This is a genomic window from Nitratidesulfovibrio termitidis HI1, from assembly GCF_000504305.1.
Classification (GTDB): Bacteria; Desulfobacterota; Desulfovibrionia; order Desulfovibrionales; family Desulfovibrionaceae; genus Cupidesulfovibrio; species Cupidesulfovibrio termitidis.
On record NZ_KI632512.1, the window covers coordinates 487,307 to 514,296 of the forward strand.

Below are 26,990 nucleotides of genomic sequence, written 5' to 3' on the forward strand. Positions count from 1 at the left end.
CGGATCACCCGGCCTTGAAGCGTGGTTTCAGTACCCACGCCAGCCGGATCAGGGCAATGCCCCCGATCAGCCCGTTGGCCCCCCAGGCCGCCAGCGGCGGCGTGACGATGCCCTTCTGCCCCAGGGTGCCGCCCACCGTGAACATGGTGTAGAACAGGAAGGTGATGACCAGGGCAAGGCCGATGCACAGGTAGATGTTGTCGCGCCAGGTGACCACGGCGGCGGCCACCACGGCCATGATCACCAGCGAGGTGGCGTAGGCCAGTTTCATGTGCCAGGCGGTGCGCACCCCTTCCACGTTGGAGCCGGATGCGGACAGCCGGTCGATGGCGTCGCCCAGTTGCCACAAGGGAAGTCGCGAGGGATCGGCGTGGCGCGCGGTGACCAGGAAGGCCTGCACGTCCTGCCGCAGATGCAGCGACAGGGCATCTTCATGGGAGCTGAGATAGCCCGTGGGGTCGAATATCGTCACATCGCGCAGTTCCCAGTCTTCATCACCGGCCGTGAACGATGCGGCGCGGATCACCCGGGCGATGGTCAGCCCGTCGGCGGACAATTCATAGGCGGCAAGGCCGGTTCCCGTTTCCTTGGCCGGTACCACTTCCGCCAGGTTGACCACGTAGGGGCCATCGGTGAACCACACGTTGCGCAGGGTGGCCGTGGCCTCGGTCTTGCCACGCACGTCCTCGCTCCAGATGCGCGCGGCTTCCACCTCGCCGGAAACGCCCAGCACCTGCGAGAAGCCAAGCTGCACCACGGCCCAGACCACGCCGCAGAAAACCAGGTTGCGGGCCACCCGCCCCATGGAGATGCCGCCGGCCTGCAGGGCGATGAGTTCGCGTCCGCGCGACATCAGGCACAGTTGGGCCAGGGTGGCCAGCAGGAACACGGCGGGCAGGATCTGCGAGATGATCAGCGGCGTCTTGGCCACGAAATACCAGGCGGCCACGCCGAAGCCCACCCCCGCTTCCAGAAAGTCGTCCAGCCGGTCGAACAGGTCAGACAGGATGTACAGCCCGGTGCCGATGGCCAGGGTGGGAAGGATCAGCGTCAGGTTGTTGCGGAACAGATAGCGCGAAAGCAGGCTCATGCGGACACCCTTTTACGCCGCAGGGCGAGCCGGCTGTGCGAGAACAGGCTGACCACGGCGGGCGTGCGCTCGTGCGCGGCCAGGCGCAGCCCCCACAGCCCGGTGGCCAGGAACAGGGCGTTGGGCATCCACAGGCCCACTTCCGGCGGGATGGTGCCCGCCTCGCCCGTGGTCAGGCCGAACGAGAGCAGGCTGTAGTAGACCAGGAACATCAGCAGGGCCAGCACCACGCCGAACTGGCGGTGCAGCCCTTCGAAGGCGCAGGCCAGCGGCATGGCGAACAACCCCAGCACCAGGCAGGCTGCCGGGAACACCCAGCGCTTGTGCAGTTCAACCGCCACCTTGCGCAGGTACTTGTCGCCCAGCGAGGCATTGGCCTCGTCCAGGGGCAGCGCCCGCAACTGCGACCAGGACAGCTCCTTGGGTTTGATCTCCCCAAGGTCCAGCCCCTTGAACATTTGCCCCAGGTCGATGCGCACCACGTACTCGCCAAAGCCCAGCACGGATACCTGCTGCCCTTCGGTCTTGTACAGGCGGCCGTTCTGCAGGCGGAACAGCAACTCACCGCGCGCCTCGTCCGTGGCGATGGCCCCCGTGGGGGCCAGGATAGTCAGGGTGGTGTTCTCGCGCGAGCGGTCTTCGACGATGACCTGCGACAGTCTGCTGTCGGCGGGGTCCACCTGGCGGGCAAACAGGGTAAGTCCGGGAATGTCCTTGTTGAACACGCCGGGCTGCACCACCACGCGGGCGCGACTGTTGGCGATTTCCATGACCGTGGCGCGGAAGTGCGACATGCCCCAGGCCAGCCCCTGCAACGAGATGCCCAGGGTCAGCAGGGTGCACAGCACGCAGAACAGCACCGGCGCGGCCAGCATCTGGTACAGGCTGACGCCGCCCGCCTTGAGGGCGATGAGCTCGCGGTCGGTGCTCATGCGCAGGAAGGTCAGGAACACGCTGAGCATGCATGCCACCGGCACCACCAGCAGCATGAAGAACGGGGTCAGGTAGACGAACAGCAGCACGGCGTCGGCCAGGCCGAGATCCAGCCCCAGAAAGAGTTCGCGCAATTGCAGACCCCGGCCGATGAGCACCAGGGTGAGCAGCGAGCCCAGGCAGAGCAGGAACAGGTGCAGCAGTTCGCCGAACAGCTGGCGCTGCAACAGGGTATTGAGACGGAGGGGCAGAGGGCTATTCCTGTGGTTGGCCGGTGTGGCAGTTGCGGAACAGGTCGAGCAGCATCTCGGTTTCCAGGGGGCCGAGATTGAATCGCGCGCCCGCCTCGTCCATGAGGTCGGTCAGGGGGCGGGCGGACTGTTCCGGCTCGGCACGGCGCTCCGCCACCCAGGTGGCGGCACGCTTCACCAGTTCGCTGTGCGGAATGACGGTGGTCATGGGGCCCCCCTGGCGGGTTTGCGAAGCGGCATGGTTGCGGGCGATGGCCCTGGCGACCGGTTGTCGGCCCGGAGGCCTGCGACCGTTCGCGCGGCGTGGAATCTACATCAACCACGGCGGGGTTGCAACTCGGCGGTCCATGCGGTATCCCCGCGCAATCCGGCGCATGGGCCCTGCGCGATCCTGCGTGTTTTGCGCTCAGGCCGCACCTTGCCGCGCCAGCCGCATTTTTCCGTGTTCTGGCCTGCCCCCTCACCCCCAGCCGCACGGCCACTCAAGGCCGAACACCATCCATATCCATGCACGACATCATTTCCGCCGTCCTGCTCGGCATCGTCGAAGGGCTGACAGAGTTCCTGCCGGTGTCCTCCACCGGGCACCTGATCATCGCGGGCGACCTGCTGGGGTTCACCGGGCCCAAGGCCTCCACCTTCGAGGTGGTCATCCAGCTTGGGGCCATCCTGGCCGTGGTGGTTCTGTACTGGGACCGCTTTTGGGGCCTGCTGCGGCCAAAGCCATACGTGCGCTTCGCCGGGGTGCGCGGCATCGTGCTGCTGGGCATCACTTCGTTGCCCGCCAGCCTGCTGGGGCTTGCGACGCATCATTACATCAAGGAAAACCTGTTCAGTCCGGCCACCGTGGCCCTTGCCCTTGGCGTGGGCGCCGTGGCCATGCTGCTGGTGGAGCGGCGCAAGCACCGCCCCGCATACATGGACCTGGACGACATGACCCCCGCACTGGCGCTGGGCATCGGGCTGTTCCAGTGTCTGGCCCTGTGGCCGGGGTTTTCGCGTTCCGCCGCCACCATCATGGGCGGCATGCTGCTGGGCGCGCGGCGCGGCCTTGCCGCCGAATATTCGTTCATCGCGGCGGTGCCCATCATGTTCGCCGCCACCGGCTATGATCTGTTGAAAAGCCACGCCCTGTTCACCATGGCCGACCTGCCCGTCTTCGCCACCGGATTCGTGGTGTCGTTTCTGGCAGCCTGGGTTGCCGTGAAGGTGTTCATCGGCCTCATGGGCCGGGTGACCCTGGTGCCCTTTGCCTGGTACCGGCTGGCCGTGGCCCCGCTGGTGTTCTGGTTCATGGTGAACTGACGCGCGAGGATGTGGGGGCAAAGCCGTGTCGGGCGCGGATTGCGCGGGCTTTTTCAAAAAGCCGCCAAAAAACGCTTGCCAAGGCACCCCGTGTCCGGTAGAGAAACCATCCGTCGCAACGGGAACGAGCCCCGAGCGGCATTGGACTTGGCAAGGTAGCTCAGTTGGTTAGAGCATGCGGTTCATACCCGCAGTGTCGGGGGTTCAAATCCCTCCCTTGCTACCAAGAACACGATAGGCCCTGTGAACACAGGGCCTTTTTCGTTTTCTCCTGCCCTGGGGGGCCCGCTTCGGTTCTGCGCCCCCCTCCCCCTGTCTGTCCGGCGCGACGCGTACGGGTTGCCTTGATGACGCGTTGCGCACGGCGTGCTAGTCTGCCCGCGTCGGTAACCACCCTTTCCATGCCAAGAGGCACCATGCAGACCGAGCCCATTTCCGCCGCGCGCAACGGCACGCCCAGACGCTTCATGGCGCGCCTGACGGACCGCATAAGGGACGTGCTGACCACGTCGGAATGTCGATCGTGCGCGTCCGCCCGTGAATTCTTGCGGTACGTGGGGCCGGGGCTGCTGGTCACCGTGGGGTTCATCGACCCCGGCAACTGGGCCTCCAACGTCAGCGCCGGGGCGCAATTCGGCTACTCGCTGCTATGGATGGTCACCCTGTCCACGGTCATGCTCATCCTGCTGCAGCACAACGCCGCGCATCTGGGGATAGCCACCGGGCTGTGCCTGTCGGAAGCGGCCACCACCCACCTGCCGCGTTCCGTTTCCGTGTTCGTGCTGGGGTCTGCCGTGGCGGCCTCCGTGGCCACGGCCCTTGCGGAGTTGCTGGGTGCGGCCATTGCCTTGCGCATGCTGTTCGGGTTGCCCCTCGGGGTGGGCACGGTGCTGACCATGGGGGTGGTCTGCGTGCTGCTGCTGACCAATTCCTACACCCGCATCGAACGCTGGATCGTGGGCTTCGTGTCGCTCATCGGCATTTCGTTTCTGTACGAGCTGACCCTGGTGCCTGTGGACTGGCACGCCGCAGCGCGCGGCTGGGTGACGCCCGCCATTCCGCCCGGCGCTCTGGTGGTGGTCATGAGCGTGCTGGGCGCCGTGGTCATGCCGCACAACCTGTTCCTGCATTCCGAGGTCATCCAGAGCCGCCAGTGGAACCTCGAGGACGCCGTGGTCATCAAGCGGCAGTTGCGGTACGAGTATCTGGATACGCTGTTTTCCATGCTGGTGGGGTTTGCCATCAACAGCGGCATGATCCTGCTGGCGGCGGCCGCGTTCTTCAGCCGTGGCCTTCAGGTGGATGAACTGGAACAGGCCTGCGCCCTGCTCTCGCCGCTGCTGGGCGGCGCGGCGTCCACGGTGTTCGCGCTGGCGCTGCTGTTCGCGGGGCTTTCGTCCAGCGTCACGGCGGGCATGGCCGGGGGCAGCATCTATGCCGGAATGTTCGGCGAACCCTATGCCATCAAGGACAAGCACACCCGGTGGGGCGTGGGCATTACCCTGGGGGCGGCGGCCCTGTGCATCACCGCCATCGACGACCCTTTGAAAGGGCTGGTGTATTCGCAGGTGGCCCTTTCCATGCAGCTTCCGTTTACGGTGCTGCTGCAACTGTACCTTACGTCCAGCCGCAAGGTGATGGGCCAGTACGCCAACCCGCCATCCACGCAGGCCATGCTGTGGTGCATCACGCTCATTGTAATCGCACTCAACGCCCTCTTGCTGCGGGAGCTGTTTTTCGGTTAGAGCTACGCGTCGTCACGGCGCGGTTGCCGACGGCGCCGTGGCGTTCCGTCCAGCGCAGGCGCGACCTTGCAGGCGCTGCTGCCTGTTCACTCCTGTCCAGTGCAGGTGTAACCGTGCCCCCGAAAACCTCCCCCACGGGTCTCACGGGCCCCACGGGCCGCATGACCGGCGGCCCCGCAGGCTCCGCCACCACCGAAGACCAGCTTCCCGGACACCCCATGCACAAGTGGATACGCCTTGCCTTCGAACTGCTGCCGTTGCAGGTCTTCGCCATCACCGTGCGGCTCGCGGGCGACGACCCAGAGCGGGCGCTGCTGCCTTACGGCCTTGGCGCGCTGTGTACCGCGTTGTGCATGGCCGTGCTGCTGTGGCGGCGCATACTGCTTGACCGGCTGCTGCTGGGGGTGAACATTTCCATCATGCTCGGCGGGCTTGGCCTGTACGCCCGCACGCCGGGCCTTGCGAACATGCTGGCCGACCTGCGCGCGGCGGGCGTGTTCGTGATCATTCTGCTCACGGCGGGGATCACCTATCTGGCCCGCCCCAGCGCCCTGCTGGACATGCCGCGCGGCAACGCGGAACCGTGGGACCGCTACATGCTGTACGCCATCTTTGCCGCCTTCGTGCTGGCCTTCATCACCCGCTCGCAGCCGCTGATTTCGGGCATGCTGCTGGCGGCGCTGTTCATCGTGCGCGGCAGTCTGCAACAGGCTGCCCACAACGCACGCCAGTAAGCGCCGCCTTCGCTCCGCCCTTTATGTCGCCACGTTACGGCCGTCTCCGATGGAGGCGGCCGTTTTCATGCCGGTCTGCCTCGCTGACCGGTCATATCTGCCTGCCCTTCCTGCGCCCGTTGCGCGTATCCGTCATGCCCGTCATGCCCGGCGTGCTCCTTCATTTCATTCGCGTCGATTTGAGCGGTACCGCAATCCGTTCCGCCAGCATTCTCCCTGACCTAGCCAGCACGGCGCACTGCGCATGCGGGCGTGGCGTCGCCTGACCGCAGGCATTTCTGGGGCGGCGGTCGACCGCCCTCTCCTTCATCCCAGCAATGAAAAGGGGGAGCACCCGAAGGCGCTCCCCCTGCACGGCAAGGTCGGCTGCGTGCCCTGCTACAGCAGGTACAGGTACGGAATGGCCACGTAGACCAGCGTGCCCAGCACCAGCACGTAGCCCACGCACACGGCCAGGGTGCGGTTCATGATGCGCCCTTCGTACCCGGTAAGGCCGGTGGCGGCAGTGGCCACGGCGATGGACTGGGGCGAGATCATCTTGCCCGCGGTGGCCCCGGCGGCGGATGCGGAAACGATCCACGCGCTGTCGATGCTGATGCGGTTGGCCACTTCCATCTGCAACTGCCCGAAGAGCACGTTGGACGAGGTGTCGCTGCCGGTGACGAAGGTGCCCAGCGCGCCGAGCAGCGGCGAGATGAACGGGAAGTAGCTGCTGGTGGAATCGGCCACGGCGATGGCGATGGTGTTGATCATGCCGCTGGTGGCCATGACCTTGGCCAGCGCCACGATGGAAACCACGGTGATGCCCGAGTACACCAGCTTTTTGGCGGTGCTGCCGAGCACGCCGGTGATTTCGCGCACCTTCACGCCCTGGATCATGCCGCCGATGTAGGTGGCGATGATGATCAGCGCGCCGGGGGTGGCGATCCACTTGAAGGTGAAGGGATTGTCGCCGTAGATGCGCACGGTGGTCTTCACGGAGCCCAGGGTGTCGCGGATGGCCGGGAACAGGTTGCTGCACAGGATGATGAAGGCGAACACCAGGATGTACGGCAGCCAGGCCTTCACCTTCTCGGCGGTGGGAATGGGGGCGACTGCGGCGGCGGTGTCGCGGTGGAACAGGCGTGCCCAGACGATGGTGGCGATCATGCTGCACACGCTGCCGATGAGGCACGGCAGTTCGGCGCCCATGTACTTGGCGGTGTACAGCTGCGGAAAGGCGAAGGCCAGGCCGGAGACCAGGGTGGCCCAGAACACGCCCTTGATGCCCTTGAACCCGGAGGTAAGAATGACCAGCAGGTAGGTGATCAGCACGATGAACACGAACAGCTGCAACGCGGTGTAGTAGCTGATGGTTTCCACCGGCAGGCCGGTGACGCCCGCCATGGTCACGATGGGAATGCCGATGGCGCCGAAGGCCGTGGGCACGGTGTTGGCCACCAGGCAGATCACCGCGGCGAACATGGGCTGAAAGCCCATGGCGGCAAGGATGCTGGCGGGAATGGCCACGGCGGTGCCGTACCCGGCCACTCCTTCGAGAAAGCCGCCGAAGCCCCAGGCCACGATGAGCACCAGCAGGCGCTTGTCGGTGGTGATGGACGAGAGCATGCGGGTGATCACGTCCATGCTGCCGGTGTGGCGGGCAAGGTTGTAGGTGAACACGGCGGCGATGATGACGATCATGATCGGCCACAGGGCCATGGCCGCCCCTTCGAGCGCGGCGGAAAGGGCCATGACGGCGGGCATCTTCCACCAGCCGAACACGGCAAGGGCCAGCGTGCAGACCAGCGTGAGCGCACAGGTGCGATAGGCAGGCAGCTTGAGCACGACGAGCGAGAAGATCAGCCAGACGATGGGGGCGAGCGCTGCCGCCAGTTGCAGATAATCCATGGACGCCATTGTGGGATGCACCTCCGAAGTGAGCGTTCACGACATTCGGCACGTCCTCACGCCACGCCGAATGTATTGGTTGATTAAGCAATGAGCGGGGTGGTAGCATTTCGACTTGGCAGCGTCAAGACTCGAGGCAGGTGTTTTCCATGAAGCTGCGGCGCATGCATGGTATGAAGTGGTACACTCTCCATGCGATGCGCTTACGCTACGGTGTATGATCCATGTAGTTCACAGCATACGCAAGATTTTCGTCAGAACATGAGCGACATGTTGCATGAAAACAGCCAGCAAATGGAAACGGCTTCGGATGTTGTACATCCAAAGCCGTTTCATTGTGTATGCTTCGTGTCGTATGGTATCTGCATGTCACGTATGTAACGTGATGCGTGAAAAAAGCATCATGCCTCGTCGTCGTCTTCGAAGTGGCTATGCTTGGCGTTGACGCCACGGACGGCAAAAAACACGCTCTCCCCGATGTTGGTGGAAAGGTCGCCGATGCGTTCCAGCCTGCGGCAGATGATCAGGAACGACAGCGCCGCTTCGATCTTTTCGGGGTTGGCCTTCATGTACTGCACGACCTTCAGGGTGAGTTGGCGCAACCCGCAATCCACGCCTTCGTCCAGTTCGGCCAGCCTGCGGCCCCGGTCCGCGTCCATGTCCACCACGCACTGCACCGCCTGGTGCACCATGTTGCGCACCAGCGGCACGTATTCCTTGAAGTCCCCGTCGAAGGGCAACGGCGGCAGGGCCACCAGGGGCATGGTGCGTTCGGCGATGTTGGCGGCCTCATCGGCCATGCGCTCGATGTCGTTGGCGATACGCATGGTGGCCAGCACCGTGCGCAGGTCTTGCGCCAGTGGCCCTTCGCGGGCCAGAAGGCGCATGCCCATCTCGTCGATGCAGGTTTCCATCTCGTTGATGGCATGATCGTGCGAGGCGACGGACCAGGCTCTGGCTTCGTCGCGCTGGCAGTAGGCTTCGATGCAGCTGTCGATGGCCTGCTCCACCGTGGCGAGCATGGCCAGCAGCTTGTGGCGCAGAGCGTCGAGACGGTCGGTGGTCAGGTTCCGGGCGGGGGCCATGGCGCACTCCTTCCGTTGGGGGCCGCATGCTGGATGCGTCCCGCATGTGCTTTCTTTCACGTGGATCATGCCATCTTTCAGGCCGGGGCGAAACCCCCTGAGCGTGGGGTTTTCCCGGTAACGCGGTGGGCGCTGTCGGCAACGGGCGGGAACCGTGCTTCGCGATAGACGTTCGCCATAACGAAAGCGCCCCGGCGGGTGGGCCGGGGCGCGCGGAATACGGCGTATGGCGGGCCCGGCGCTAGCGGCGCGCGCCCTCGAAGGCGATGGAAACGATCTCGTAGCTGATGCGGCCGCGCGGGGCGTCCACCACGATCTCGTCGCCTTCTTCCTTGCCCAGCAGCGCGCGCGCCACCGGCGAAAGGATGGAAATGCTGCCTTGGGAATAATCGGCCTCGTCCGGGCCGAGTAGCGTGTAGCGCTTGGATTCGCCGCTGTCGAGGTCCTCGATTTCCACGGTGGCGCCAAACATCACCTTGTCGCCGGACAGGCTGTCCAGATTGATGACGTTGAACTGGGCCATGCGCGATTCGATGTACGAGATGCGGGCTTCGAGCATGCCCTGCCGTTCGCGGGCGGCGTCGTAACCGGCGTTTTCTTTCAGATCGCCTTCTTCGCGGGCTTCCTTGATGGCCTGGATGATCGCCGGGCGTTCCGACTTCAGGCGTTCCAGTTCCTTCATCAGTCGATCGTAGCCTTCGGTGGAAATGGGGATGCTGCTCATGCTCGTTCCTTGAAATGTCTGGGCATGGTCTGTTGCCGGGCAAAAAGAAAGTGTCCCGCCGACGGGGCAAACCCCGCGCAGCGGCACAGTTCGGCACCGTCATCCGACGGCACGTTGCACAATATAGGGCAGCCGGGCGTGCCGGTCAAGATGCCGAGAGGCGGCAACCGGCTTGTCGTTCGCGAGGGGGCACGGGGCCCTGGTTGACCGTGCGCGAAACCTGCGGCATCGTCAGAATGGACATACCCCCCAAAACGCACGGCGCGTGCCTGCCCACGGCCGCGCCATACCCGGAGGCCGTCATGCCCGAATACACCGCCACCCTGCTCGTCCGCGGCGAAGTTTGCGACTACGATCCCGAGGAACACGTGGCCCGCATCCCCTGCGAGAACTGCGGGCACATCAACGAAGTGGAAGTATGGACGGACGATGCCGGGGCGGCGGACTTTTCGGGGTTTGCCTGCGAAAATTGCGGGCACTGGAATGGTCCCGGCTAGGCCGACCGGTTCGTGGGCATGGGGCGACAGCAGCGGGCGGGCCTGCCGCGCCTACACCGTCCCGCGTCGCAAGGCTGTTCAGGGCCGTTCCTTTCACCCATTCTTCGCGTTCGCCCTTCCCGTCCGCCCGCCTTTCCCGTCCGCCTTTCCCGTCCGCCTCATCAGGGCATGGTTACCTCGCGGTTGTACTCACGCACGGCCTTGTCGATCTTGCCCTGGATGTGCTCGATGTCCGCGCGGGCGCGGCGTACGTACGCGTCGACGCAGGCCCGGTAGGCGCCCATCTTCTGGCGGTACATATCCCATTCCCAGGCCTTGTCCCCCGCAAAGGGGCGCATGGGTGAGGTGCACTGCGCATCGGGGTATTCGCCCCCCGGCAGTTGCGTGGTTTCTGCCCGTGCCGATGCGGGCAGCGCGCCTGCAAGCACGGCGCACAGGGCCAGGCACGTCAGGGCAGCACGGGTTCGGACCAGGCATGTATGGGCCAGACACGTATGAGCCACCGCAACCCGGCGGCGCGCGGTGTTCCGGTCATGCCGGGCGGGCCTGGGGCGCTCCGTGTCATGAGCGCCGCAAGTGAGCCCGGCCAGACCGGCCGTCATGTCGCTTGTCATCAATTCGTCGTTTCTCATGGCCTTCTCCTGCCGTGCCCCGTGAATGTCGGGGGCCGGACTTTCCCGCAGATTCCGGCAAAAGACCTGCCTCTGTCAATGCGGCAGGGTCTCTGTCCTACCCCGCGGCGCCTGATGGGTCCCCCCTGTCTCATCCAGGTCATGAGCGCCGTTCCTCCTGCCTCTTTCCGCTGGCACCGATCTTGCTCATTCCAGCCCCAGACACGGGAAGGGAAATTTCTGCACGACGGAGGCGGGCGTGGCCATAGATGGCATTTTCAACAATCTCGGCAGCATGATGGTCGTCCACCGTTCCACGGGGCAGGGCGCCGATGCAGGACGCACCGCGTCCGGGTCCGAGCAGGCGCAGGCGGCGGACGGCAACCTTGCCCGTCTGACCGACAGTGCCAGCCTTTCCGCGCTGAATCCCAAGCTGCGCTCCACATTGGAAGATATTTCCGAGCGTGGCGGCAATGTGCTGGAAACGCTGGAGCAGAACGTCGCGGACCTGCAAGAGGGGTTTCTGGATACCCTTTCCGACCGGCTGGATGCCGCCGGGGTGACGCTGGACGAAAAGTTGACCCTGTCCCAGGATGATGACGGGGCGCTGTCCGTGCTGGGCGACCACCCGGACAAGGCGCGCATAGAGCAGGCCCTGACCGATGCGCCGGAGCTTTCCTCTGTCTTTGGCGAACTGGCCTCGCAGTCGGAACTGATCCGCGACATCCGCAGCCTGCGCCGGGTGGTTACCACGCGCGTGGGGGCTGCCGCCTACGATGCGGTGGACGCGGCCACGACCGATACGGCCGAGACGGCATCTTCCGCTTACCGGGTCAGCCTGAAGGGGGCCATGTCGCACTTCTACTTCGGCAGAAACACCTAGCCCCCCTGGCCTGCGGGCTGCCCGTAGATGCCGTGTCCGCTGGCCTGCGCCGGTTGCCGCCACGCATCCCTGTAATGATGGTACGGCGGGAATTCCACGGCGACTGACCACACACCGGCCCTGCCCCAGACTGGCGCCCGGACCAGCACCCATAGCAGCCCTGACCGCTTCACCCGCATTTCATTGCCGCTTCGCGATCATCTTTAAATCATGTCCGCCCGGCCCCGGCTTTCATGCCCGGCTCGGGCGTTATGCGTTGTGGCCAGCATGCCGCGTATCCCTTGCCACCGGGTGCAAAAGGCCGTATAGCCCCTGTTCCGGTCGGGTCCGGGCTGGTGTGCAACCGCCGCAAGCGTTTGCCCCCACCTTGCCTTTGCCGGAGACGGCATTATAGTATGTGAAGCGGGATGGTGGCCCGCATTGCATCTCGGCACGACACGCCGTTACGCCGGACACCGCCGTACATACGGGGGCGCCCTGGTTTCGACGGGGATGTAGAAGCCGGAACTGCAGGCCGAGGCGCCGCTGGCCTCGTAAAAAGCGGCACCAAAAGTAATTGCCAACAATTACGAATACGCACTGGCTGCCTAATTAGTGGCCACGCCAAACCGATCGACGCCTGATACGTCGGCGAGGTGTAACTTCATCAGGCTGGCATCCAAGGGCGCTTGCCGCTGCGGGTGTAAGAACTATAGGTGAGCTGGTCTAGGGCCGCCCGGTCGGGGGCCAAGCCCGTGACGACAATTGTTCCCGACATAAGCCTGTAGACGTTTCGCGTGGAATGTTCTCGGACGCGGGTTCGATTCCCGCCGCCTCCACCAATTTCAGGGCCGACCTGCCGCAAGGCGGGTCGGCCCGATCTTTTTTGGGTGGTGTCATAATTTATCTTTGGCTTGTGATCAGTTTAGCATTATTTCTTAAAAATACTTAGTCCGCTCTTGCCCATGGTGGAAGCTGCAAGAGAATTTTAGCATTCCCTAATTTAAAACGTATGTTAAATGATGATGTGGTCGCTGCAACGATGTTTACAGCAGCATGATACGCGCGGAAGCTTTCTTTTATCGTATATTTTTTTGCGCTAGAATATCGCGAGTTAATAATTTCTTTACAGTTTGGAAGTTTAGAGATTTCTGCCCGTGAAAAAGTAAGGTAAGGTGGAGGAATATTGTCAAAAAGGTAGAATAGATCATGTGTTTCTTTAAAGTTGTGGCCTCGCTGCAAGGACAGGCACTTAAGAGCTAATTCGCACGCCAGTTGCATAGGCCAAAATGCACACGCAATGCTTATATCATCAGCTTTTGCCAGCGATCTTGCCGCATCTTGAAGGCTTGGCAAGATGCGTTGACTCATTTCTGATATTTTTTCATTTGATTTGTCCATCCCCAAGACTGCAATGTTAATGCTGCGAAGATTGTTAGATATTTCTTTTGTTATGGAGCGGGCTTTTTTTATATCTTTTGCGGAAAGAAGTTTAAAGTTTGGACCCTGTTGAATCCAGCTCAATACATCTTCGCTGGACTGGACAGAGTCATGGAAACAAAGCCAAGCTGTTTCCCCAGGTTTTTCAATCTTGGATGTTGTGAGTGGTATTTTTGTTAAATATGGAGTTTCACGTATAAATGTCGCGCCTTCGCACGTGCGGGACTGTGACTGATTCATTTTGTCTTCGAAACGCGCAAAATACCAGCTATACACCATGCCATATATGCGCCTGAACCATATTTCATCCATATAGTCAGGGAATTTATTTGTCACTATGCTGGGATCATTTCTTTTAATACTGATAGCATCTAGTTCAATAAGTTCTATGGTTGCCAATAGTGGCCGAGTATAAAGCGGACAACATCTTTGGGCGAGCTTCATGTCAATGACATCAAGCCATTCGCCCAAGAGTTTTTCGAATGTAGTTGCAGGGTTCATTCAGAGGAGCATTAACTTAATGATTCCTTCAAGCACAAGTGGTTACAAGCTGATATGTTCTATTTTTAACACTTGCCCTCCCACCAGTTTCAGGGCCGACCTGCCGCAAGGCGGGGCGGCCCGATCTTTTTGGGTTACCCGCAACAGGCTACAATTGCCTACCGCTCAAAGCCCACACGTCCCTGCGCGAAAGCGCACCCGCCCCACCCCCACTGGCCTGTTGACGAAAATTCAGGATAGAATAGACACTCAACAAAACGACTTCGGGTACCCGCACCGATTCCCATATCCACATGGGGGCATCCCCCCATGTGGGCATCAGGTGCGGGGTGTGGGCGGCGCAATGCCGCACCGCGTTCCGCCATGTTCCCCAATGTTCCGCCACGTCCCGGAAGTCATACGCCCGACTGCACAGGCCACGGCTCCATGAGCGCGCGCTGACGATCAGGTCGAGGATTCAGGGTTTACAGAGGCGCCGGATGGCTTTTGCAAGAATGAAGAGATTGCGGGCGACATTGCGCGGCGTGGCGCTGGCCATGTTCCAGAACATGACCCGGAACATGGTCCGGAACATGTCACGGATGCTGTCGCCGTTGGTGCCATGCGCGCTTTTGCTGTGCGTTGCCGCATCGGGTGCCAGCGCCGGGCAGTCCACCCCGGTTGTTGCCCCACCGGCTTCCGCCCCGTCAGTTGGCACCTCGTCTGTTGGCGTCCCGTCCGGCCCTGCCCAGTCTGCTTCTGCGCCGTCCTCTCCCGCTCCGTCCGGTCCTGCCCTTACCCTGGCCACCACCATATCGCCGCCGCTCAGCGAGCCCGGCCAAAACGGCATGCTGGACCTGATCATCAAGGGGGCCTTCGCGCGTACCGGGGTGGGCGTCTCCCTGCAGCAGTTGCCCAGCGAGCGCGGGCTGGTCATGGCCGACGGCGGGCAGGTAGACGGTGACGGCAACCGCATCAGCGGGTTGCAGGCTGCCTACCCCAACCTGCTCCAGGTGCCCGAAAGCAACATGACCTACGAATTCACGGCCTTTGCCCTGCGACCGGACGTGCAGGTGCGCAACTGGGACGACCTGCGCCACTACACCGTCGCCTACATCATCGGCTGGAAGATCTACGACGAGAACGTGCACGCCGGCAGCACGGTAAAGGTCGCCACACCGGAAAACCTGTTCGCACTGCTGCGGGCCGGGCGCGTGGACGTGGTGCTCTACTACCGCCTGGGCGGTCTGTACTACGCCCGCAAGCTGGGCCTGACCAATCTGCGCGTGCTGGACCCGCCCCTGGCCCGGCGCGAAATGTACATGTATCTCAACAGCCGCCATGCCGACCTGGTCCCCCGCCTGGCGGATGCCCTGCGCGGCATGAAGAAGGACGGCAGCTACGAACGCATCGCGGCCCCGTTCCTGGGGCGGTAGCGCGCGGATCGCAACGCATGGCAGGCCGTCCCGACGGTCCCTCCCTGCCTCTTGCCGCTTTTTTCCTCTTCCACCTCCCGCCCTTGCCTGCCTGACGCGCGGATGCCTTGCCTCCCTCGCCGTGCAGCCCACGGACATCGCACCCCATTGAAACCATGACGCATCCGGCGTAACGCAGGGCTGAACAAAAGGCCGCCGCCGCCGGAATCGTTCCGTCGCCGTGCCTTTCCATGGACATGCCGAAGGTGACGCATGCGGATGCATCGTGTTTTCCCCGTGGCGGCTCTCGCCCTGCTGCTGGCGCTGTGCGCGGCCCTTCCCGCCCCTGCCCGCGCCGCCACCAGCTTTCTTGCGCGCGAGGGTGACGAGGTGCTGGCGGCAGAGGGCGATCTGGCCACCCGCCGCGCGCCCTGTTCCACCTTCAAGATCGCCATCAGCCTCATGGGCTATGACGCGGGCATCCTGACCGACGAGACGCACCCGGTGCGCCCCTATGACGAAAGCCTGAACGTGGCCTACGACATGTGGAAACAGCCGCACGACCCCGTCATGTGGATGCGCAACAGCTGTGTGTGGTATTCGCAGGCCACCACGCGTGAACTGGGCATGGAGCGCTTCAAGGCCTACGTGGACCGCTTCGGCTACGGCAACCGCGACGTCTCCGGGCGGCGCGGAACAGCGGGCACGGACGACGGCCTGACCCGCTCGTGGCTGTCCAGCAGCCTGGCCATCTCGCCCGAAGAAGAGGTGGACTTCCTCGGCAGGCTGGTGCGCTCCGAGTTGCCGGTGTCGGCGCATGCGCAGGAAATGACCCGGCGTATCCTGTTCGTGCAGGATTTGCAGGGCGGCTGGAAGCTGTACGGCAAGACCGGCAGCGGGGTGCGCCTGCTGCCCGACGGCTCTCGCGACGAAGACCGGCAGATCGGCTGGTTCGTGGGCTGGGCGCGGAATGCGGATGGCCGCACCGTGCTGTTCGCCCATCTGCTGGAGGACGAGGACGACAACCCAGCCCCGGCGGGGCGCAGGTCGCGTGATGCGGCCATCGTCAAGGTGCAACGGCTGCTGGGCGTTGCCCCCGGCGAGTGGTAGCGGCTGGTGAAGCACTGACGGGAACCGCGCCCGCAGGAATCAAAAGAAGCCGGGTGGCGTTGCGCAACGCCACCCGGCTTTCGATTGTTTTAGCAATGGGACGGGAACGGCGCAGGCACGGTGCGGGGGATGCCCCTTGCGTGTCGCGTCACCATCTCGTTCCGGGTCCGCCTGGCTATTCCGCAGGCTTCTTGCGCGCGCGGGGCTTTTTGGGCGCTGCGGCGGGCGGGGGATTCAGCAGGTCAAGCGACGTCGGCTGGGGGGCCGGTCGGGGCGCGGGCGTGCCGGAAGGTTCGTGCAGGCCCGGTTCGCCCGGTTCGCTTGGCTCGCCCGGTTCGCTTGGCTCGCCCGGTTCGCTTGGTTCGCCCGGTTCGTCATCAGACAGGCCGAGGGCCTCGTCATCGGGTACACTCGGGGTTTCGGGAACGGCCTTGCTGGCGGCGTCATGCACGTCCACCACGTAGGCCACGTAGGCCACCCGTACGTCATCGGCGGCGGCGACATCTGCCGCAGAAGCCACTGGTGACACGACTTCGGCATCGTGCGCCACGGTTGCCGTCGGTTCGGAATCTGCGGACTGCCCGGATGCTTCAGACTGCCCGGATGCTTCAGACTGGCCGGATGGCGAGGAAGAAGTGGCCAGACCAGCCGTATCAGCCAGACCAGCCGGATCAGCCAGACCAGCCGGATCAGTCGGACCCGTCGTATCAGTCGACGCTGGCGGCGCGGGCGGCAGTACCCTGGTGGCCTGCACCCCGCCGGAAGGCGAAACGTCGATGGCGCCTGGCAGGGCGCGGGGCATCATGGCATCACCCTGCCCCTGCCCCTGTCCGGGCAATTGGGCCAGCATGCTCCGCTGGTCCACGATGATCATGCCGGTGCGGTCCAGCACCTCGCGCCGGTAGGCGTATTCTTCCTGCATGCGGCGCACCTTGTAGGCGAACCACATCCGCCCCAGATAGCCCACGCACCACGCGGCCAGCACGCCGCCGCCCACCCACAGCACCAGGTGCTCGGTGGATTCGCCCAGCCGGATGACGAAGCCCAGCACCTTGTCGAAATAGTAGATGACCGTGGCCAGCAGGGTCACGCCCAGCAACAGCAGAAAGGTGGGCACGCCGTTCACGGCGGCCAGCATCTTTTGCAGCCACGGCGGCAACTGGCGCAACTGCGCCTCGGTCAGCACCGGGTCGCCCTTGATCAGGCGGGTGTAGCCCAGCGCGATGACCTGCAACACCAGCAGCACCACCACGGGTGCGGCAGCCACGGAAACCAGGTACCCGCCCCACGGAAAGCGGAAGCGCACCGTGCCGTCGGGCATGCTCTGCACGTTGGCCACGCCCTGCCAGATGGCCACGATGGCCACCAGAAACTCCACCAGCACGATGCCGATGACGATGTAGGCCAGAACGTACTTGCGCTCCTGGTCGCCCAACAGGTCGCCCAGGCCGCCAAATCCGCCCCGGCCGTGGGAGGGCGAGGGGGATTCCTGCGCGTTGCCGTCGAAACCGTTGGCGCTGCCGCCGTGGGCACTGCCCTTGTCGGCTGCCTGGCCGGACCCGGTATCGGAACGGGCATCGGAGCCGGAGCCGGGGGCAGCGCCGCCCGATGACGTGCCGCCGGACGCATCGGCAGTTGCGTTGCCAGGCGTGGAGCCTGACGGGCTGGCCGTCGGGCGGGCGTCATCCGGGTCGCGCTTCAAGCCGGAGAAGAATTTCGAGAAAAACATGCGGGAATATCCGTGCGACGGCGATGCCGTGTTGTCGTCGTGCGTGGGTGCCCAAGGAGACGGGAAAACGCCCCCGGCCTGCGCATGGCGCGTGCCGGGGGCGGCTTCCGCCGGTTGCGGCGCCGTCTGGCGGGCTCGGGGCGGCAGGAGCGCCTTTGCTCCGTTTGCCACCTTACGATGCGCGGCGGCTTTTCTCAAGGAGTTCGACGGCAGGAATACGCCGCGTGGCCTGCGGCGAGATGGCCCGAGACGCCAGCGGACGGACTGTTAGCGGGGCATGCCGTCAGGCGGATTGTCGGGCGGATTGCCAGGCGGCACGTGCCGTCAGTCTGATTGTTACGGGGTGCGCACCGTCAGGCGCATTCGCGCACCATGGGCTGGAAGGTCTTCGTGGCCGCGTCCCAGCCCAGCAGTTCGCCCTTTTCCAGGTCGAAGAACCAGCCGTGCAGCGAAAGTTCGCCCCGCTCCACCCGTTTGCACAACCACGGGAAGGTCATCAGGTTTTCCAGCGAAACCAGTATGGATTCCTGCTCGCAGGCGCGGTGCAGTTCCTGGTCCGAGCAGTGCGGGCAGGTTTGCTGCACCCGTTCCTGCGCGGGCGCGGCAATGCTGACCCAGCGCGACAGGAACTCCGTGTCGTCCCGGTCCCCTGCCGCGCCGGAAAGCAGCGCCTTGATGCCGCCGCAGCGGGCGTGGCCCAGAATGATGATGTCTTCCACCTTCAGGCTGCGCACGGCGAATTCCAGCGCGGCGCTGACCCCGTGCTGGGTGGTGGTGTGCGCCTCGTACGGGGGCACCAGATTGGCCACGTTGCGCACCACGAACAGGTCGCCGGGGTTGCAGTCCAGCAGCAGGGCCGGGTCCACGCGCGAATCGCTGCACGCGATGACCAGCGCCTTGGGTGCCTGCTCTTCGACCAGGTTTTCGAACAGGTTGTGGTCGCGGCAGAACCAGCTTTTCTGAAAACGCCGAAAACCGGCGATGAAGCGGCCAAGATCGGGTGCGGGCATGAAAGGCTCCGGAACTGCCGTGCGGGACGGGATGCGGTACAAAGGAGATGGCTGTTGCGGGATGCGAAAAGCGTACGGACCCGGCGCGCGGCGAACGCCGCTGACTGCGGGTAACTGGGGATTGTACGTCTTTTTTACCGCCGCGCAACCCCGATGCGAGTAACCGCTTGCGTTTTCACGCGCCGCGCTGCCCTTTGCGGGCATGCCACGTGCGGTGGGGCGGATCAGGTGGGCTTGCGCCGGGCCATGACACTGGCGATGGCGGCTGTGAGTTCGGTGACCATGACCGGCTTCGACACGTATCCGTCCATGCCTTCGGCCAGGAACTTTTCCCTGTCGCCCGCCATGGCGTAGGCGGTCATGGCGATGACCGGAATCCGCGCATCCAGCACCCCGGAAACGCCGCTCCGGATGTGGCGCGTGGCCTCCACGCCGTCCATCACGTCCATCTGCACGTCCATGAGCACACAGTCGAAACGCTTGGCGCGCAAGGCATCCAGCGCCTGCGCCCCGTTGGCGGTCGTCGTCACCTCGTGCCCCATCTGTTCCAGCAGCCGCCGGGCGCACAGGCGGCTCACCTCGTCGTCCTCGACAAGCAGGACGCACAACCCGTCGTGTCCGGCACACACGGGGGCGTCTTCCGGCGGCGCGCCACGCATTGTCCCGTCGGGCAGGTTGAAGGACAGGGTCATGCAGACACTGGTGCCCTGCCCCACCTCGCTGACGAATTGCAGTGTGCCACCCATGGCGATCACAAGGTTGCGCACGATGGCGAGGCCAAGTCCGGCCCCCTGGTGGGACCGGGTGTAGCTTTCCTCCACCTGCGCAAAGGGGTGGACGATATGGTCCAACTTGTCGTCCGGAATGCCGATGCCGGTATCGCTGACGATGAACAGCAGCAGCACTTCGTCGGTGGGCTTGGGGGGCAACGGAAAGACCTCAAGGCGGACCTCGCCCTTTTCGGTGAACTTCATGGCGTTGCCCACGAGGTTGAACAGTATCTGCCGCAGATGGACCTCATCCCCCACGAGCACCGGGGGGATTTCCGGAGCGCAATCGAGCACCAGGGGCACCCGTTTGCTCTGGTGCATGGGCGAAAACGTTTCCGCCAGGGCCGCGAAGGTGCTGGCCAGCGTAAAGGGCCTGCTCTGGGTGCGCATGCCCCCGGCCTCGATGCGCGACAGGTCCAGCAGGTCGCCCAGAAGATCCGTCAGGCGGCGGCCGGAGCGCTGCGCAAGGTCCAGATATGCGTCCCTTTCGTTGGCATTCTCGTTGCCCTTGATGAGTTGCAGCATGCCCAGCAGGCCATTGAGCGGGGTGCGCAGTTCATGGCTCATGTTCGCCAGGAACAGGCTTTTGGCATGGTTGGCGGCTTCTGCCTGGCTTCTGGCCTCGCGCAGTTCGGCTTCGGTACGGAGGCGCGCCCCCATGTCCCGCTCCAGCGCCAGGGCCATGTCGTTGAATGACCGCGCCAGGATGTCGATCTCGGTAACCCCCCGCTCCGGCTCGACGCGCGTGTTCAGGTCGCCTTCGCCGATGCGTGTCGCCGCAGCGGCAAGGTCTTCCAGCCTGCGCCCCATGTTGCGACCACCGAGAAACCAGCCGCTGGACAACGTAAGGACCACCATCAGCAGCAGGATGCCCAGGTCGCGCCACAGGATTTCCAGCGCCTGGGCATGAATTCTTGCCTTGGGAGTGCCCGCGAACAGGTACATGTAGGGCGGGGCTTCCGGGCCGGTGCGAATTTTCCGGAAGGCCACAAGGCGCAGTACCCCCTCGGACCCCATGTCTTCCACAAGGCCTTCCTCTCCGTCGGCCCTGGCGGCGGTGAATACGGGGCCGTGCACGGGCTGGCCGATAGGCAGGCCGTCGGTTGCGGGATAGCGGAACAGGCGCACGCCCTGATGGTCGCAGACGCCGAAAAAGGAGTCCGGCGGAAAGCGCATTTCGGCAAACAGGTCGCCATAGCTGCTCAGCAGGATGCTGGCCAGCAATACGGCACGGATATTCCCGTCCGGCCCGATCACCGGGCAACCGAAAGGCAACACGGGAACGCCCAGACTGACCCCGAGTTGATACTCGCCCACGACGAAGCCCCTGGTCGTCAGGGCGTCCTTGAAATGCTTCACGTTGGCGAAGTTGACGCCGGAAGATGCGCCGCCGGTGGCCAGGATGTTGCCATCCAGATCAACCAGATGCAGGGCGGAATAGCGTTGCTGATTGATCCGGAGCACGTTGACGAAGATGCGCGTGCAGGCCGCGATGTCGACGCGCTGCACGTCCGGGACGCGGGACAGGTTTTCCATGAGCAGCCGGGTTGCCGTGGTGGCCCGCACCTGGGCTTCGGCGGCAGTGCGGACAAATCCCTGCAGCCCTTGCGTGGCGTCTTCGATGGCCGTGTTTCTGGCCTGCAGCCCAAGGGCGACGGTAAGGACCAGCGTGGGCAGCGCGGACATGAGGATCAGCAGCGCAAGCCTCTTGCGAATGGACCCCTTGAGTGGATGAAACGGCATGGGCGCCTCGTGGGTACTGCCCGGCGGAAGGGGCAGGAATACCGCGAAGCTAGCGCGCCCCGACCATTTGATGAAGTATAACTTGGGGTTTCTTTGTCGGCTGAAATAGAGAGCGGGCGGGCGCACAGGGGCACGCAACGGCGCCATGGAAAACAGGGGCCGCGTTCACCCCTATTCTCCCACCGGTTCCATGTGCACCACCACCCGGTGCAACTCGGGCAGGCTGGCGCGCAGGCGCGCCTCCAGGGCGGCGGACACGCGGTGCGCTTCGGTGACGGGAGTTTCCGGGGCCATGCGGCAGTGGAAACTGAGCGATATGTCCTCGCCCTGCCTGCGGACGTGCATGTGGTGGCAGTCGCACACGCCGGGTTCCGCGTCGGCGGCGGCCTGCACGGCGGCCTGAACGCGCGGCGATTCCAGCAGGCGGGATGGCGTGGGGCTTGCCGCACCCGCTGCGCCTGCCGCGCCTGCCGCATCTGGCGCGGGTTCGATGTGCGTGGCAACGTGCAGCGGCCCCAACTCGGCGCGCAGGGCTTCTTCGAAGGCAGAGACCCGGGCATGCGCGTCGGCAAGCGTCATCCGGCCTTCAAGTTCTACATGAAGTTCCACCATCAGGTCGTGAGGGGCTGCGGCCTCTGGCTGCGCCTCGACGACTTCCACGGCGTGCACCGGCAGCGCGTGGGCGGCGGCCACGCAACGGATGCGGTCCAGAACGCCCCGCTCCCCGGCCTGCTGCGGCTCGAAATGGATGGTCACGTCCGCGCCGGGGGCCACCTCGCGCACGGCCGCTTCCGCCTGTTGGGTGATTTCGTGGGCCGCGTCCAGCGACAGTTCCGCTCCTACGATGATGGTCATGTCCACGAAGGCGTGCGGCCCGCTTTCACGCACCCGGGTGCGTTCCACCCGCACCACGCCGGGCTGAGCATTCACGGCAGTTTCGATGCGCCCGGCAAGGCCTGCGTCGCCGCCGTCCAGCAGGGCATCCACGGCGCGGCGACCAAGGCTCAGGCTGACGTGCACCACGATGGCGCACACCGCAAGGGCGGCCACGGCGTCGGCGCGTTCCAGCATGGGGCGCAGGGCCGAGCCTTGCGGCAGCAGGTCCGCCGCCAGCAGGGCCAGCAGGCCCACGATGACCACGGCGGATGACCAGATGTCGGTGGAAAAGTGCAGCGCGTCGGCCTCCAGGGCCTGGCTGTTGTACTTCCTGGCCACGCGGCGCAGCATGCGCGAACGCGAGATGTCCACCACGATGGACACGCCCATCACCCCAAGCCCCCAGGCCGACGGCACCACGACTTCCGGCTCCACGAACAGCCGGTGCATGGCCTCCCATACGATCCACCCGCAGGTGACCAGCAGCAGCAACGTTTCCACCAGGGCGGAAAGGTTCTCGATCTTGCCGTGGCCATAGGGATGGCGCGCGTCGGGCGGGCGCGAGGATATCCGCACCGCAAACCACGTGACGGCGGCGGCCACCAGGTCCAGCCCGCTGTGGGCCGCTTCCGACAGGATGCCCAGACTGTTGGTGGACAGGCCCACCCCCAGCTTGAGTGCGGTCAGCAGCACGGCGGCCAGCACCGAGGACAGCGCGGCGGCGTTCTTTTCGCGCAGGGCGGTTTCGTAATCGTGGGGTTGCATGGCGCCTCCGGGCTGGCCTGTCCTGTGCGCTGGGTGCGGATGTGTGGTCCCGCAGGACAGACATGCGGTGTGCGCGCCCGTCCTCCGTGCCGCCCTTACTGCTGCGACATGCGGGCCGTCATGGCAATGGGCTGGGGACAAGGCGCACGGCACCTTAGCACGCCCCTTTCGGCGTGACCAGCAAAGAGCGCATCCTGCCGTCATTGATGATGAACATCGACTTCAGACGGGATATTGCGAATGAAGGTGCACGCGCCGGAAAGCGCTGTCTATTCGGTCGGCAGGGGCAGTACGGCTACGACATGGGTGCGGGCGTCGGCAGGAAGATCGGCGTGGTGCACCGGCGTGAACCGGCGCACGCGCGATCCATCGGCGCTGTCCTTCCAGCCATGGAACTCGTCGTATGGGCGCGTGAACAGCCCATGGCCGGACGGGTACAGGGTACGGTACACCACCACCCTGCCCTCCGTGGCCGTGTCCAGCGCCTCACCCACCACCTGATAGTAGCGTCCCTTGAAATGGCGGTAGAAGGGGTGGCCAAACGCGGTTGCACTGGACAATGCGGAGTCAGGCCCGTCGGGCCTGTTGTCGGCTTGGCCGACCCCGGCGCGAGCTGTGATGGTGTCGTCTTGCGGCATGTTTCCCTCGTGGGTGCGGTTTTGCCGCACCATGCGCGACGCGCCGGAAAAAGGGAATCCCCCATTCCGGCGCGCGGTTGTCAGGCATTGTGCGAGGCGAATCACCTCGCGAATGCGGATTTTCGTTCGTTGGCAAGGAAAACAAGCCTGCCATACGGGAGTATGCGGCAGCCGTCATGCGAGTCTTCGAGCATTACGGATGGCGACCGCATCGCGCTCTTATCGTATTCGACCGAGCCTTAGCCGTTAGGCAAGCGCGTAGCGCGAGTCTTACAGACAAAGACAGCAAGGCAATGGCTGGCGCAGTTTGACCGCCCTGCGCTCGATGCCCGTAAGGCTCGCAAGCTCGCCTGACGGGCACGCTCCGCGCCCTTCGGGGCGGTCAGCCAACGAGCGAAAAGACCATTCGCGCCTATTCCAGCACCAGCACAATCAGTTCCTTGGGCCCATGCACCCCGAAGGCCAGGGTCATCTCGATGTCCGCCGTCTTGGACGGGCCGGAGATAAGCAGCGCGTTGGTGGGCATGCTCTCGGCCCAGCGCATCTCGCGCATGGCCTCGGCAAGGGTGCTGTAGATGGTGTCGGCCTTCAGCAGCGCCACGTGCACCGTGGGCACCAGCGAGAGCAGGCGCGGTTCCTGCGGGGTGGGCCAGACGATGAGCGTGCCGTTTTCGGCAATGCCGCCCAGGGTGGAGGTGATGCCCACGTCGATGCCGAACAGTTCGTCGCGGAAGGCCTCCACGTTTTCGCCGTAGGGCACCAGCTTGGGCAGTCCCTTGCCCTTGATCTTGGAACGCAGGGTTCCGCCAAACCACGCATCGTGGCCGTAGGTCAGGGTCTTGGCCTCGCGGGCCTTCAGCAGTTCCGCCAGCTTGGCGGGCCATTCCGCCTCGGGCAGCACGTGGACTTCCGAGCGTACGGTTTCCATGCGCTTTTTCAGCAGTTCGATGCGCTGGGCCTTGTCCAGCATGGGGGCCTGCCAGGTGCCGCCCTGCGGCACGTAGGGCGAAACAGTGGTGCGCGCCGCGTGCAGGCGCGCAAAGATGCGGTCGCGGGCGGTGCTACTCATGGCGGATCCCCTCTTCCTTGGCGAGTTGGTGCAGGCTCTTGGGCGCGAAGCGCGGCGCGGTGCGCACGCTGGTCCAGGCCTTCAGCGGGCCGACGTTGGGCAGTTTGTCGCCGAATTTGCCCAGCATGGACACCACGAACCTGTTCAGCGCCGGAATGCGGTAGGTCAGCTCCCAGCCCTTCCAGACCAGGGTTTCCAGCAGGTTCTTCTTGGCTCCGTGGCCCTTGACCACGCCGTCGCCCTTCTCGTCGTACGCTTCGGTGCGCATGCGCCGGATGATGCCCGGAATGGGGATGCGCACCGGGCATACCTCTTCGCAGGCGTTGCACAGGCTGGATGCGGTGGCCAGCACGCCCTTGTCGGCCAGCCCGTCGATCTGCGGGGTAAGTATCTTGCCGATGGGGCCGGGATACACCGAGCCGTAGGCGTGCCCGCCGATGCGGATGTACACCGGGCAGTGGTTCAGGCAGGTGCCGCAGCGGATGCACTGCAGGGTGCTGCGCAGTTGGGCGTCGGCCAGCATCTTCGAGCGGCCGTTGTCCAGGATGACCAGGTGGATTTCCTTGGGGCCGTCCTTCTCGCCGTCCTTGCGGGGGCTGGTGATGCAGTTGACGTAGGTGGTGACCAACTGGCCCGTGGCGGATGCCGTCAGCAGGCGCAGCAGAGGCGGCAGGTCGGCCAGCGATTCCACCACCTTTTCAAGACCCATGACGGCCACGTGCACCGGCGGCACCGTGGTGCACATGCGCCCGTTGCCCTCGTTTTCCACCAGCACCAGGGTGCCCGTTTCGGCCACGGCAAAGTTGACGCCGGAAAGGCCCACGTGCCCGGTGCGGAACTTTTCGCGCAGGGTCTTGCGGGCGATGGCGTTCAGCTCTTCCACCACGTCGGTGTAGGGAATGCCTTCCAGGTTGTCGGCAAAGATGCGCCCCACCTGCTGGCGGTTCTTGTGCACGGCGGGCACGATGATGTGCGAGGGCGGCTCGTGGTTCAGCTGGATGATGAACTCGCCAAGGTCCGTCTCCAGCGCCTCGATGCCGTGGGTTTCCAGAAAGTGGTTCAGGTGCATCTCTTCCGAGACCATGGACTTGCCCTTCACCAGCCTGGTGGCGTCGTGGCTGCGCATGATGCCCAGAATGATCTCGTTGGCCTCTGCGGTGGTTTCGGCCCAGTGCACGATGATGCCGTTTTCCGTACACTTGCGTTCCAGCCGTTCCAGCAGTTCCGGCAGCTTGGACAGTGCCTTGCGCTTGGCGGCTTCCGCGTCGTCACGCATGCGTTCGCGTTCTTCCGCGTCGGGCAGCACGGCCACGCGCTTTTTCATCAGACCGGTAAGGGCCGACTTGAAGTTGGCGCGCAACTGACGGTCGGCAAGGGCCTCGGTGACGTTGGCCGTGAAGTCGAGGTGCTGGCTACCCATTGATGCGCTCCCATATGAATTCGGCAAGATGTCGGGGCGCCACGGGCACGCCGGTGCGTTCCATGGCCCCGCCGATGTTCATCAGACAGCCGCAGTCGCCGGAAAGGATGGCGGATGCGCCGGTGGCCCGGATGTCCTCCACCTTGTCCGCCACCATGGCGGCGGAGATTTCCGGCTGCTTGATGGAAAAGGTGCCGCCGAAGCCGCAGCATTCGTATTCGCGCTCTATCTCCACCAGTTCCACGTTGGAAAGCTGGCCGATGAGCGCCTTGGCCGCGGCCGTGGCCCCCATTTCGCGCATGGCATGGCACGAGGAATGCCACGTGACCTTCACCGGCTTGCCCTTGTCTTCGTAGCGCACGTGCAGGGCGTTGTGCAGAAAGTCGCCCAGTTCGAAGACCCGTTCGGAAAACTTGCGCACGTCGAAATATTCCGGATCGTTGGCGAACATTTCCGGGTAATGGTGGCGCATCATGCCCGCGCACGAGCCGGAAGGCACCACGATGGGCCAGCCGGCCTTTGAGAACGCCTTTATCTGCGCCCTGGCCACGGCCCTGGCTTCTTCGAGAAAGCCGGAATTGTACGCGGGCTGGCCGCAGCACGACTGTTCCTGGGGAAAGACCACTTCCACCCCGGCGCGGCGCAGCAGGTGGATGCCCGCCATGCCCGCCTGCGGGAACGACATGTCCACGAGGCAGGTGCCGAAGTAGTAGACGGTTTTCACGTCGCGTGGATAAGTGAAGGTATGGGCCATGTGTGCCTTCCTGTGTTGCGGTTGGACATGCGCCACGCGCGGCG

General features: G+C 64.4%; 24 protein-coding genes, 1 tRNA gene and 1 other RNA gene. 9 read left to right on the forward strand and 17 right to left on the reverse strand.

What is annotated here, in order from left to right:
* Nucleotides 1–4 precede the first annotated feature (4 nt).
* From DESTE_RS02185 to DESTE_RS02195, 3 genes are read right to left on the reverse strand one after another with little or no spacing between them, the layout of a single operon-like run.
* On the reverse strand, nucleotides 5–1,090 hold the full coding sequence (locus DESTE_RS02185) for an LptF/LptG family permease (RefSeq protein WP_035064524.1): 1,086 nt from the start codon (nucleotides 1,088–1,090) through the stop codon (nucleotides 5–7).
* A complete protein-coding gene (gene lptF, locus DESTE_RS02190; protein WP_245590696.1) occupies nucleotides 1,087–2,250 on the reverse strand; it encodes an LPS export ABC transporter permease LptF in 1,164 nt (387 codons plus the stop codon). The genes DESTE_RS02185 and lptF overlap by 4 nt, the downstream gene beginning before the upstream one ends.
* A gap of 28 nt (nucleotides 2,251–2,278) precedes the next feature.
* Nucleotides 2,279–2,482, reverse strand: a complete 204-nt coding sequence (locus DESTE_RS02195) for a hypothetical protein (protein ID WP_035064525.1) — start codon at nucleotides 2,480–2,482, stop codon at nucleotides 2,279–2,281.
* A 299-nt stretch (nucleotides 2,483–2,781) separates the two neighbouring features.
* On the opposite strand from DESTE_RS02195, the gene DESTE_RS02200 reads away from it, so the two are divergent.
* From DESTE_RS02200 to DESTE_RS02215, 4 genes are all read left to right on the forward strand, one after another.
* Complete coding sequence (locus tag DESTE_RS02200) at nucleotides 2,782–3,579, forward strand: undecaprenyl-diphosphate phosphatase (protein WP_035064527.1); 798 nt, start codon at nucleotides 2,782–2,784, stop codon at nucleotides 3,577–3,579.
* 149 nt (nucleotides 3,580–3,728) lie between these two features.
* Nucleotides 3,729–3,805: transfer RNA gene (locus tag DESTE_RS02205), tRNA-Met, on the forward strand.
* Nucleotides 3,806–3,995: 190 nt separating this feature from the next.
* Entirely contained in the window at nucleotides 3,996–5,324 is a 1,329-nt protein-coding gene (locus DESTE_RS02210) for an Nramp family divalent metal transporter (protein WP_051384262.1), read from the forward strand.
* Nucleotides 5,325–5,437: 113 nt separating this feature from the next.
* On the forward strand, nucleotides 5,438–6,058 hold the full coding sequence (locus tag DESTE_RS02215; RefSeq protein WP_245590697.1) for a hypothetical protein: 621 nt from the start codon (nucleotides 5,438–5,440) through the stop codon (nucleotides 6,056–6,058).
* Nucleotides 6,059–6,436: 378 nt separating this feature from the next.
* Here DESTE_RS02215 and DESTE_RS02220 read toward each other — a convergent pair whose 3' ends face one another.
* The 3 genes from DESTE_RS02220 to greA form a co-directional block, all read right to left on the reverse strand.
* Nucleotides 6,437–7,948, reverse strand: coding sequence for an L-lactate permease (locus tag DESTE_RS02220; protein ID WP_035069441.1), 1,512 nt, complete (start codon nucleotides 7,946–7,948; stop codon nucleotides 6,437–6,439).
* Between the two features lie 401 nt (nucleotides 7,949–8,349).
* On the reverse strand, nucleotides 8,350–9,033 hold the full coding sequence (phoU, locus tag DESTE_RS02225; RefSeq protein ID WP_035064528.1) for a phosphate signaling complex protein PhoU: 684 nt from the start codon (nucleotides 9,031–9,033) through the stop codon (nucleotides 8,350–8,352).
* 241 nt (nucleotides 9,034–9,274) lie between these two features.
* Nucleotides 9,275–9,757, reverse strand: a complete 483-nt coding sequence (gene greA / locus DESTE_RS02230; RefSeq protein ID WP_035064529.1) for a transcription elongation factor GreA — start codon at nucleotides 9,755–9,757, stop codon at nucleotides 9,275–9,277.
* A 302-nt stretch (nucleotides 9,758–10,059) separates the two neighbouring features.
* On the opposite strand from greA, the gene DESTE_RS02235 reads away from it, so the two are divergent.
* The gene (locus tag DESTE_RS02235; RefSeq protein ID WP_035069443.1) at nucleotides 10,060–10,254 is read left to right on the forward strand and encodes a hypothetical protein; all 195 of its coding nucleotides are present in this window, start codon (nucleotides 10,060–10,062) and stop codon (nucleotides 10,252–10,254) included.
* A 161-nt stretch (nucleotides 10,255–10,415) separates the two neighbouring features.
* Here DESTE_RS02235 and DESTE_RS18290 read toward each other — a convergent pair whose 3' ends face one another.
* The gene (locus DESTE_RS18290) at nucleotides 10,416–10,886 is read right to left on the reverse strand and encodes a hypothetical protein (RefSeq protein ID WP_245590698.1); all 471 of its coding nucleotides are present in this window, start codon (nucleotides 10,884–10,886) and stop codon (nucleotides 10,416–10,418) included.
* 238 nt (nucleotides 10,887–11,124) lie between these two features.
* Between DESTE_RS18290 and DESTE_RS02245 the strand changes: the two genes are divergently transcribed.
* Both DESTE_RS02245 and ssrA read left to right on the forward strand, forming a co-directional pair.
* Nucleotides 11,125–11,748, forward strand: coding sequence for a hypothetical protein (locus DESTE_RS02245; protein ID WP_035064531.1), 624 nt, complete (start codon nucleotides 11,125–11,127; stop codon nucleotides 11,746–11,748).
* A 468-nt stretch (nucleotides 11,749–12,216) separates the two neighbouring features.
* Nucleotides 12,217–12,569: a transfer-messenger RNA gene (ssrA, locus tag DESTE_RS17400) on the forward strand.
* Nucleotides 12,570–12,675: 106 nt separating this feature from the next.
* Here the strand turns inward: ssrA and DESTE_RS17405 are convergent.
* Both DESTE_RS17405 and DESTE_RS18295 read right to left on the reverse strand, forming a co-directional pair.
* A complete protein-coding gene (locus tag DESTE_RS17405; protein WP_198015306.1) occupies nucleotides 12,676–13,611 on the reverse strand; it encodes a HEPN domain-containing protein in 936 nt (311 codons plus the stop codon).
* 514 nt (nucleotides 13,612–14,125) lie between these two features.
* The gene (locus tag DESTE_RS18295) at nucleotides 14,126–14,512 is read right to left on the reverse strand and encodes a hypothetical protein (RefSeq protein WP_245590699.1); all 387 of its coding nucleotides are present in this window, start codon (nucleotides 14,510–14,512) and stop codon (nucleotides 14,126–14,128) included.
* On the opposite strand from DESTE_RS18295, the gene DESTE_RS18300 reads away from it, so the two are divergent.
* On the forward strand, nucleotides 14,496–15,083 hold the full coding sequence (locus DESTE_RS18300; protein WP_245590700.1) for a substrate-binding periplasmic protein: 588 nt from the start codon (nucleotides 14,496–14,498) through the stop codon (nucleotides 15,081–15,083). The genes DESTE_RS18295 and DESTE_RS18300 overlap by 17 nt on opposite strands.
* A 258-nt stretch (nucleotides 15,084–15,341) precedes the next feature.
* Nucleotides 15,342–16,172 carry a class D beta-lactamase gene (gene blaOXA / locus DESTE_RS02255; RefSeq protein WP_245590701.1) on the forward strand — a complete coding sequence of 277 codons (831 nt, stop codon included), beginning with the start codon at nucleotides 15,342–15,344 and terminating at the stop codon, nucleotides 16,170–16,172.
* Nucleotides 16,173–16,347: 175 nt separating this feature from the next.
* Here the strand turns inward: blaOXA and DESTE_RS02260 are convergent, their stop codons facing one another.
* The 8 genes from DESTE_RS02260 to DESTE_RS02295 all read right to left on the reverse strand — a co-directional run bounded on the left by DESTE_RS02260 (nucleotide 16,348) and on the right by DESTE_RS02295 (nucleotide 26,946).
* Nucleotides 16,348–17,901: a hypothetical protein gene (locus tag DESTE_RS02260; RefSeq protein WP_035064537.1), complete on the reverse strand. Its 1,554-nt coding sequence runs from the start codon at nucleotides 17,899–17,901 to the stop codon at nucleotides 16,348–16,350.
* Between the two features lie 353 nt (nucleotides 17,902–18,254).
* Nucleotides 18,255–18,911: a carbonic anhydrase gene (locus DESTE_RS02265; RefSeq protein WP_035064539.1), complete on the reverse strand. Its 657-nt coding sequence runs from the start codon at nucleotides 18,909–18,911 to the stop codon at nucleotides 18,255–18,257.
* A 224-nt stretch (nucleotides 18,912–19,135) separates the two neighbouring features.
* Nucleotides 19,136–21,424 (reverse strand): hybrid sensor histidine kinase/response regulator, encoded by a 2,289-nt coding sequence (locus DESTE_RS02270; protein WP_035064541.1) that lies wholly within the window; start codon nucleotides 21,422–21,424, stop codon nucleotides 19,136–19,138.
* Nucleotides 21,425–21,595: 171 nt separating this feature from the next.
* Nucleotides 21,596–23,065 (reverse strand): cation diffusion facilitator family transporter, encoded by a 1,470-nt coding sequence (locus DESTE_RS02275; protein ID WP_035064545.1) that lies wholly within the window; start codon nucleotides 23,063–23,065, stop codon nucleotides 21,596–21,598.
* 269 nt (nucleotides 23,066–23,334) lie between these two features.
* Entirely contained in the window at nucleotides 23,335–23,703 is a 369-nt protein-coding gene (locus tag DESTE_RS02280; RefSeq protein ID WP_084559523.1) for a DUF1653 domain-containing protein, read from the reverse strand.
* 412 nt (nucleotides 23,704–24,115) lie between these two features.
* A complete protein-coding gene (locus tag DESTE_RS02285; protein WP_035064547.1) occupies nucleotides 24,116–24,772 on the reverse strand; it encodes a LutC/YkgG family protein in 657 nt (218 codons plus the stop codon).
* Nucleotides 24,765–26,192: a LutB/LldF family L-lactate oxidation iron-sulfur protein gene (locus DESTE_RS02290; protein ID WP_035064550.1), complete on the reverse strand. Its 1,428-nt coding sequence runs from the start codon at nucleotides 26,190–26,192 to the stop codon at nucleotides 24,765–24,767. The genes DESTE_RS02285 and DESTE_RS02290 overlap by 8 nt, the downstream gene beginning before the upstream one ends.
* Nucleotides 26,185–26,946, reverse strand: a complete 762-nt coding sequence (locus DESTE_RS02295) for a (Fe-S)-binding protein (protein WP_035064554.1) — start codon at nucleotides 26,944–26,946, stop codon at nucleotides 26,185–26,187. The genes DESTE_RS02290 and DESTE_RS02295 overlap by 8 nt, the downstream gene beginning before the upstream one ends.
* Between the last annotated feature and the right edge of the window lie 44 nt (nucleotides 26,947–26,990).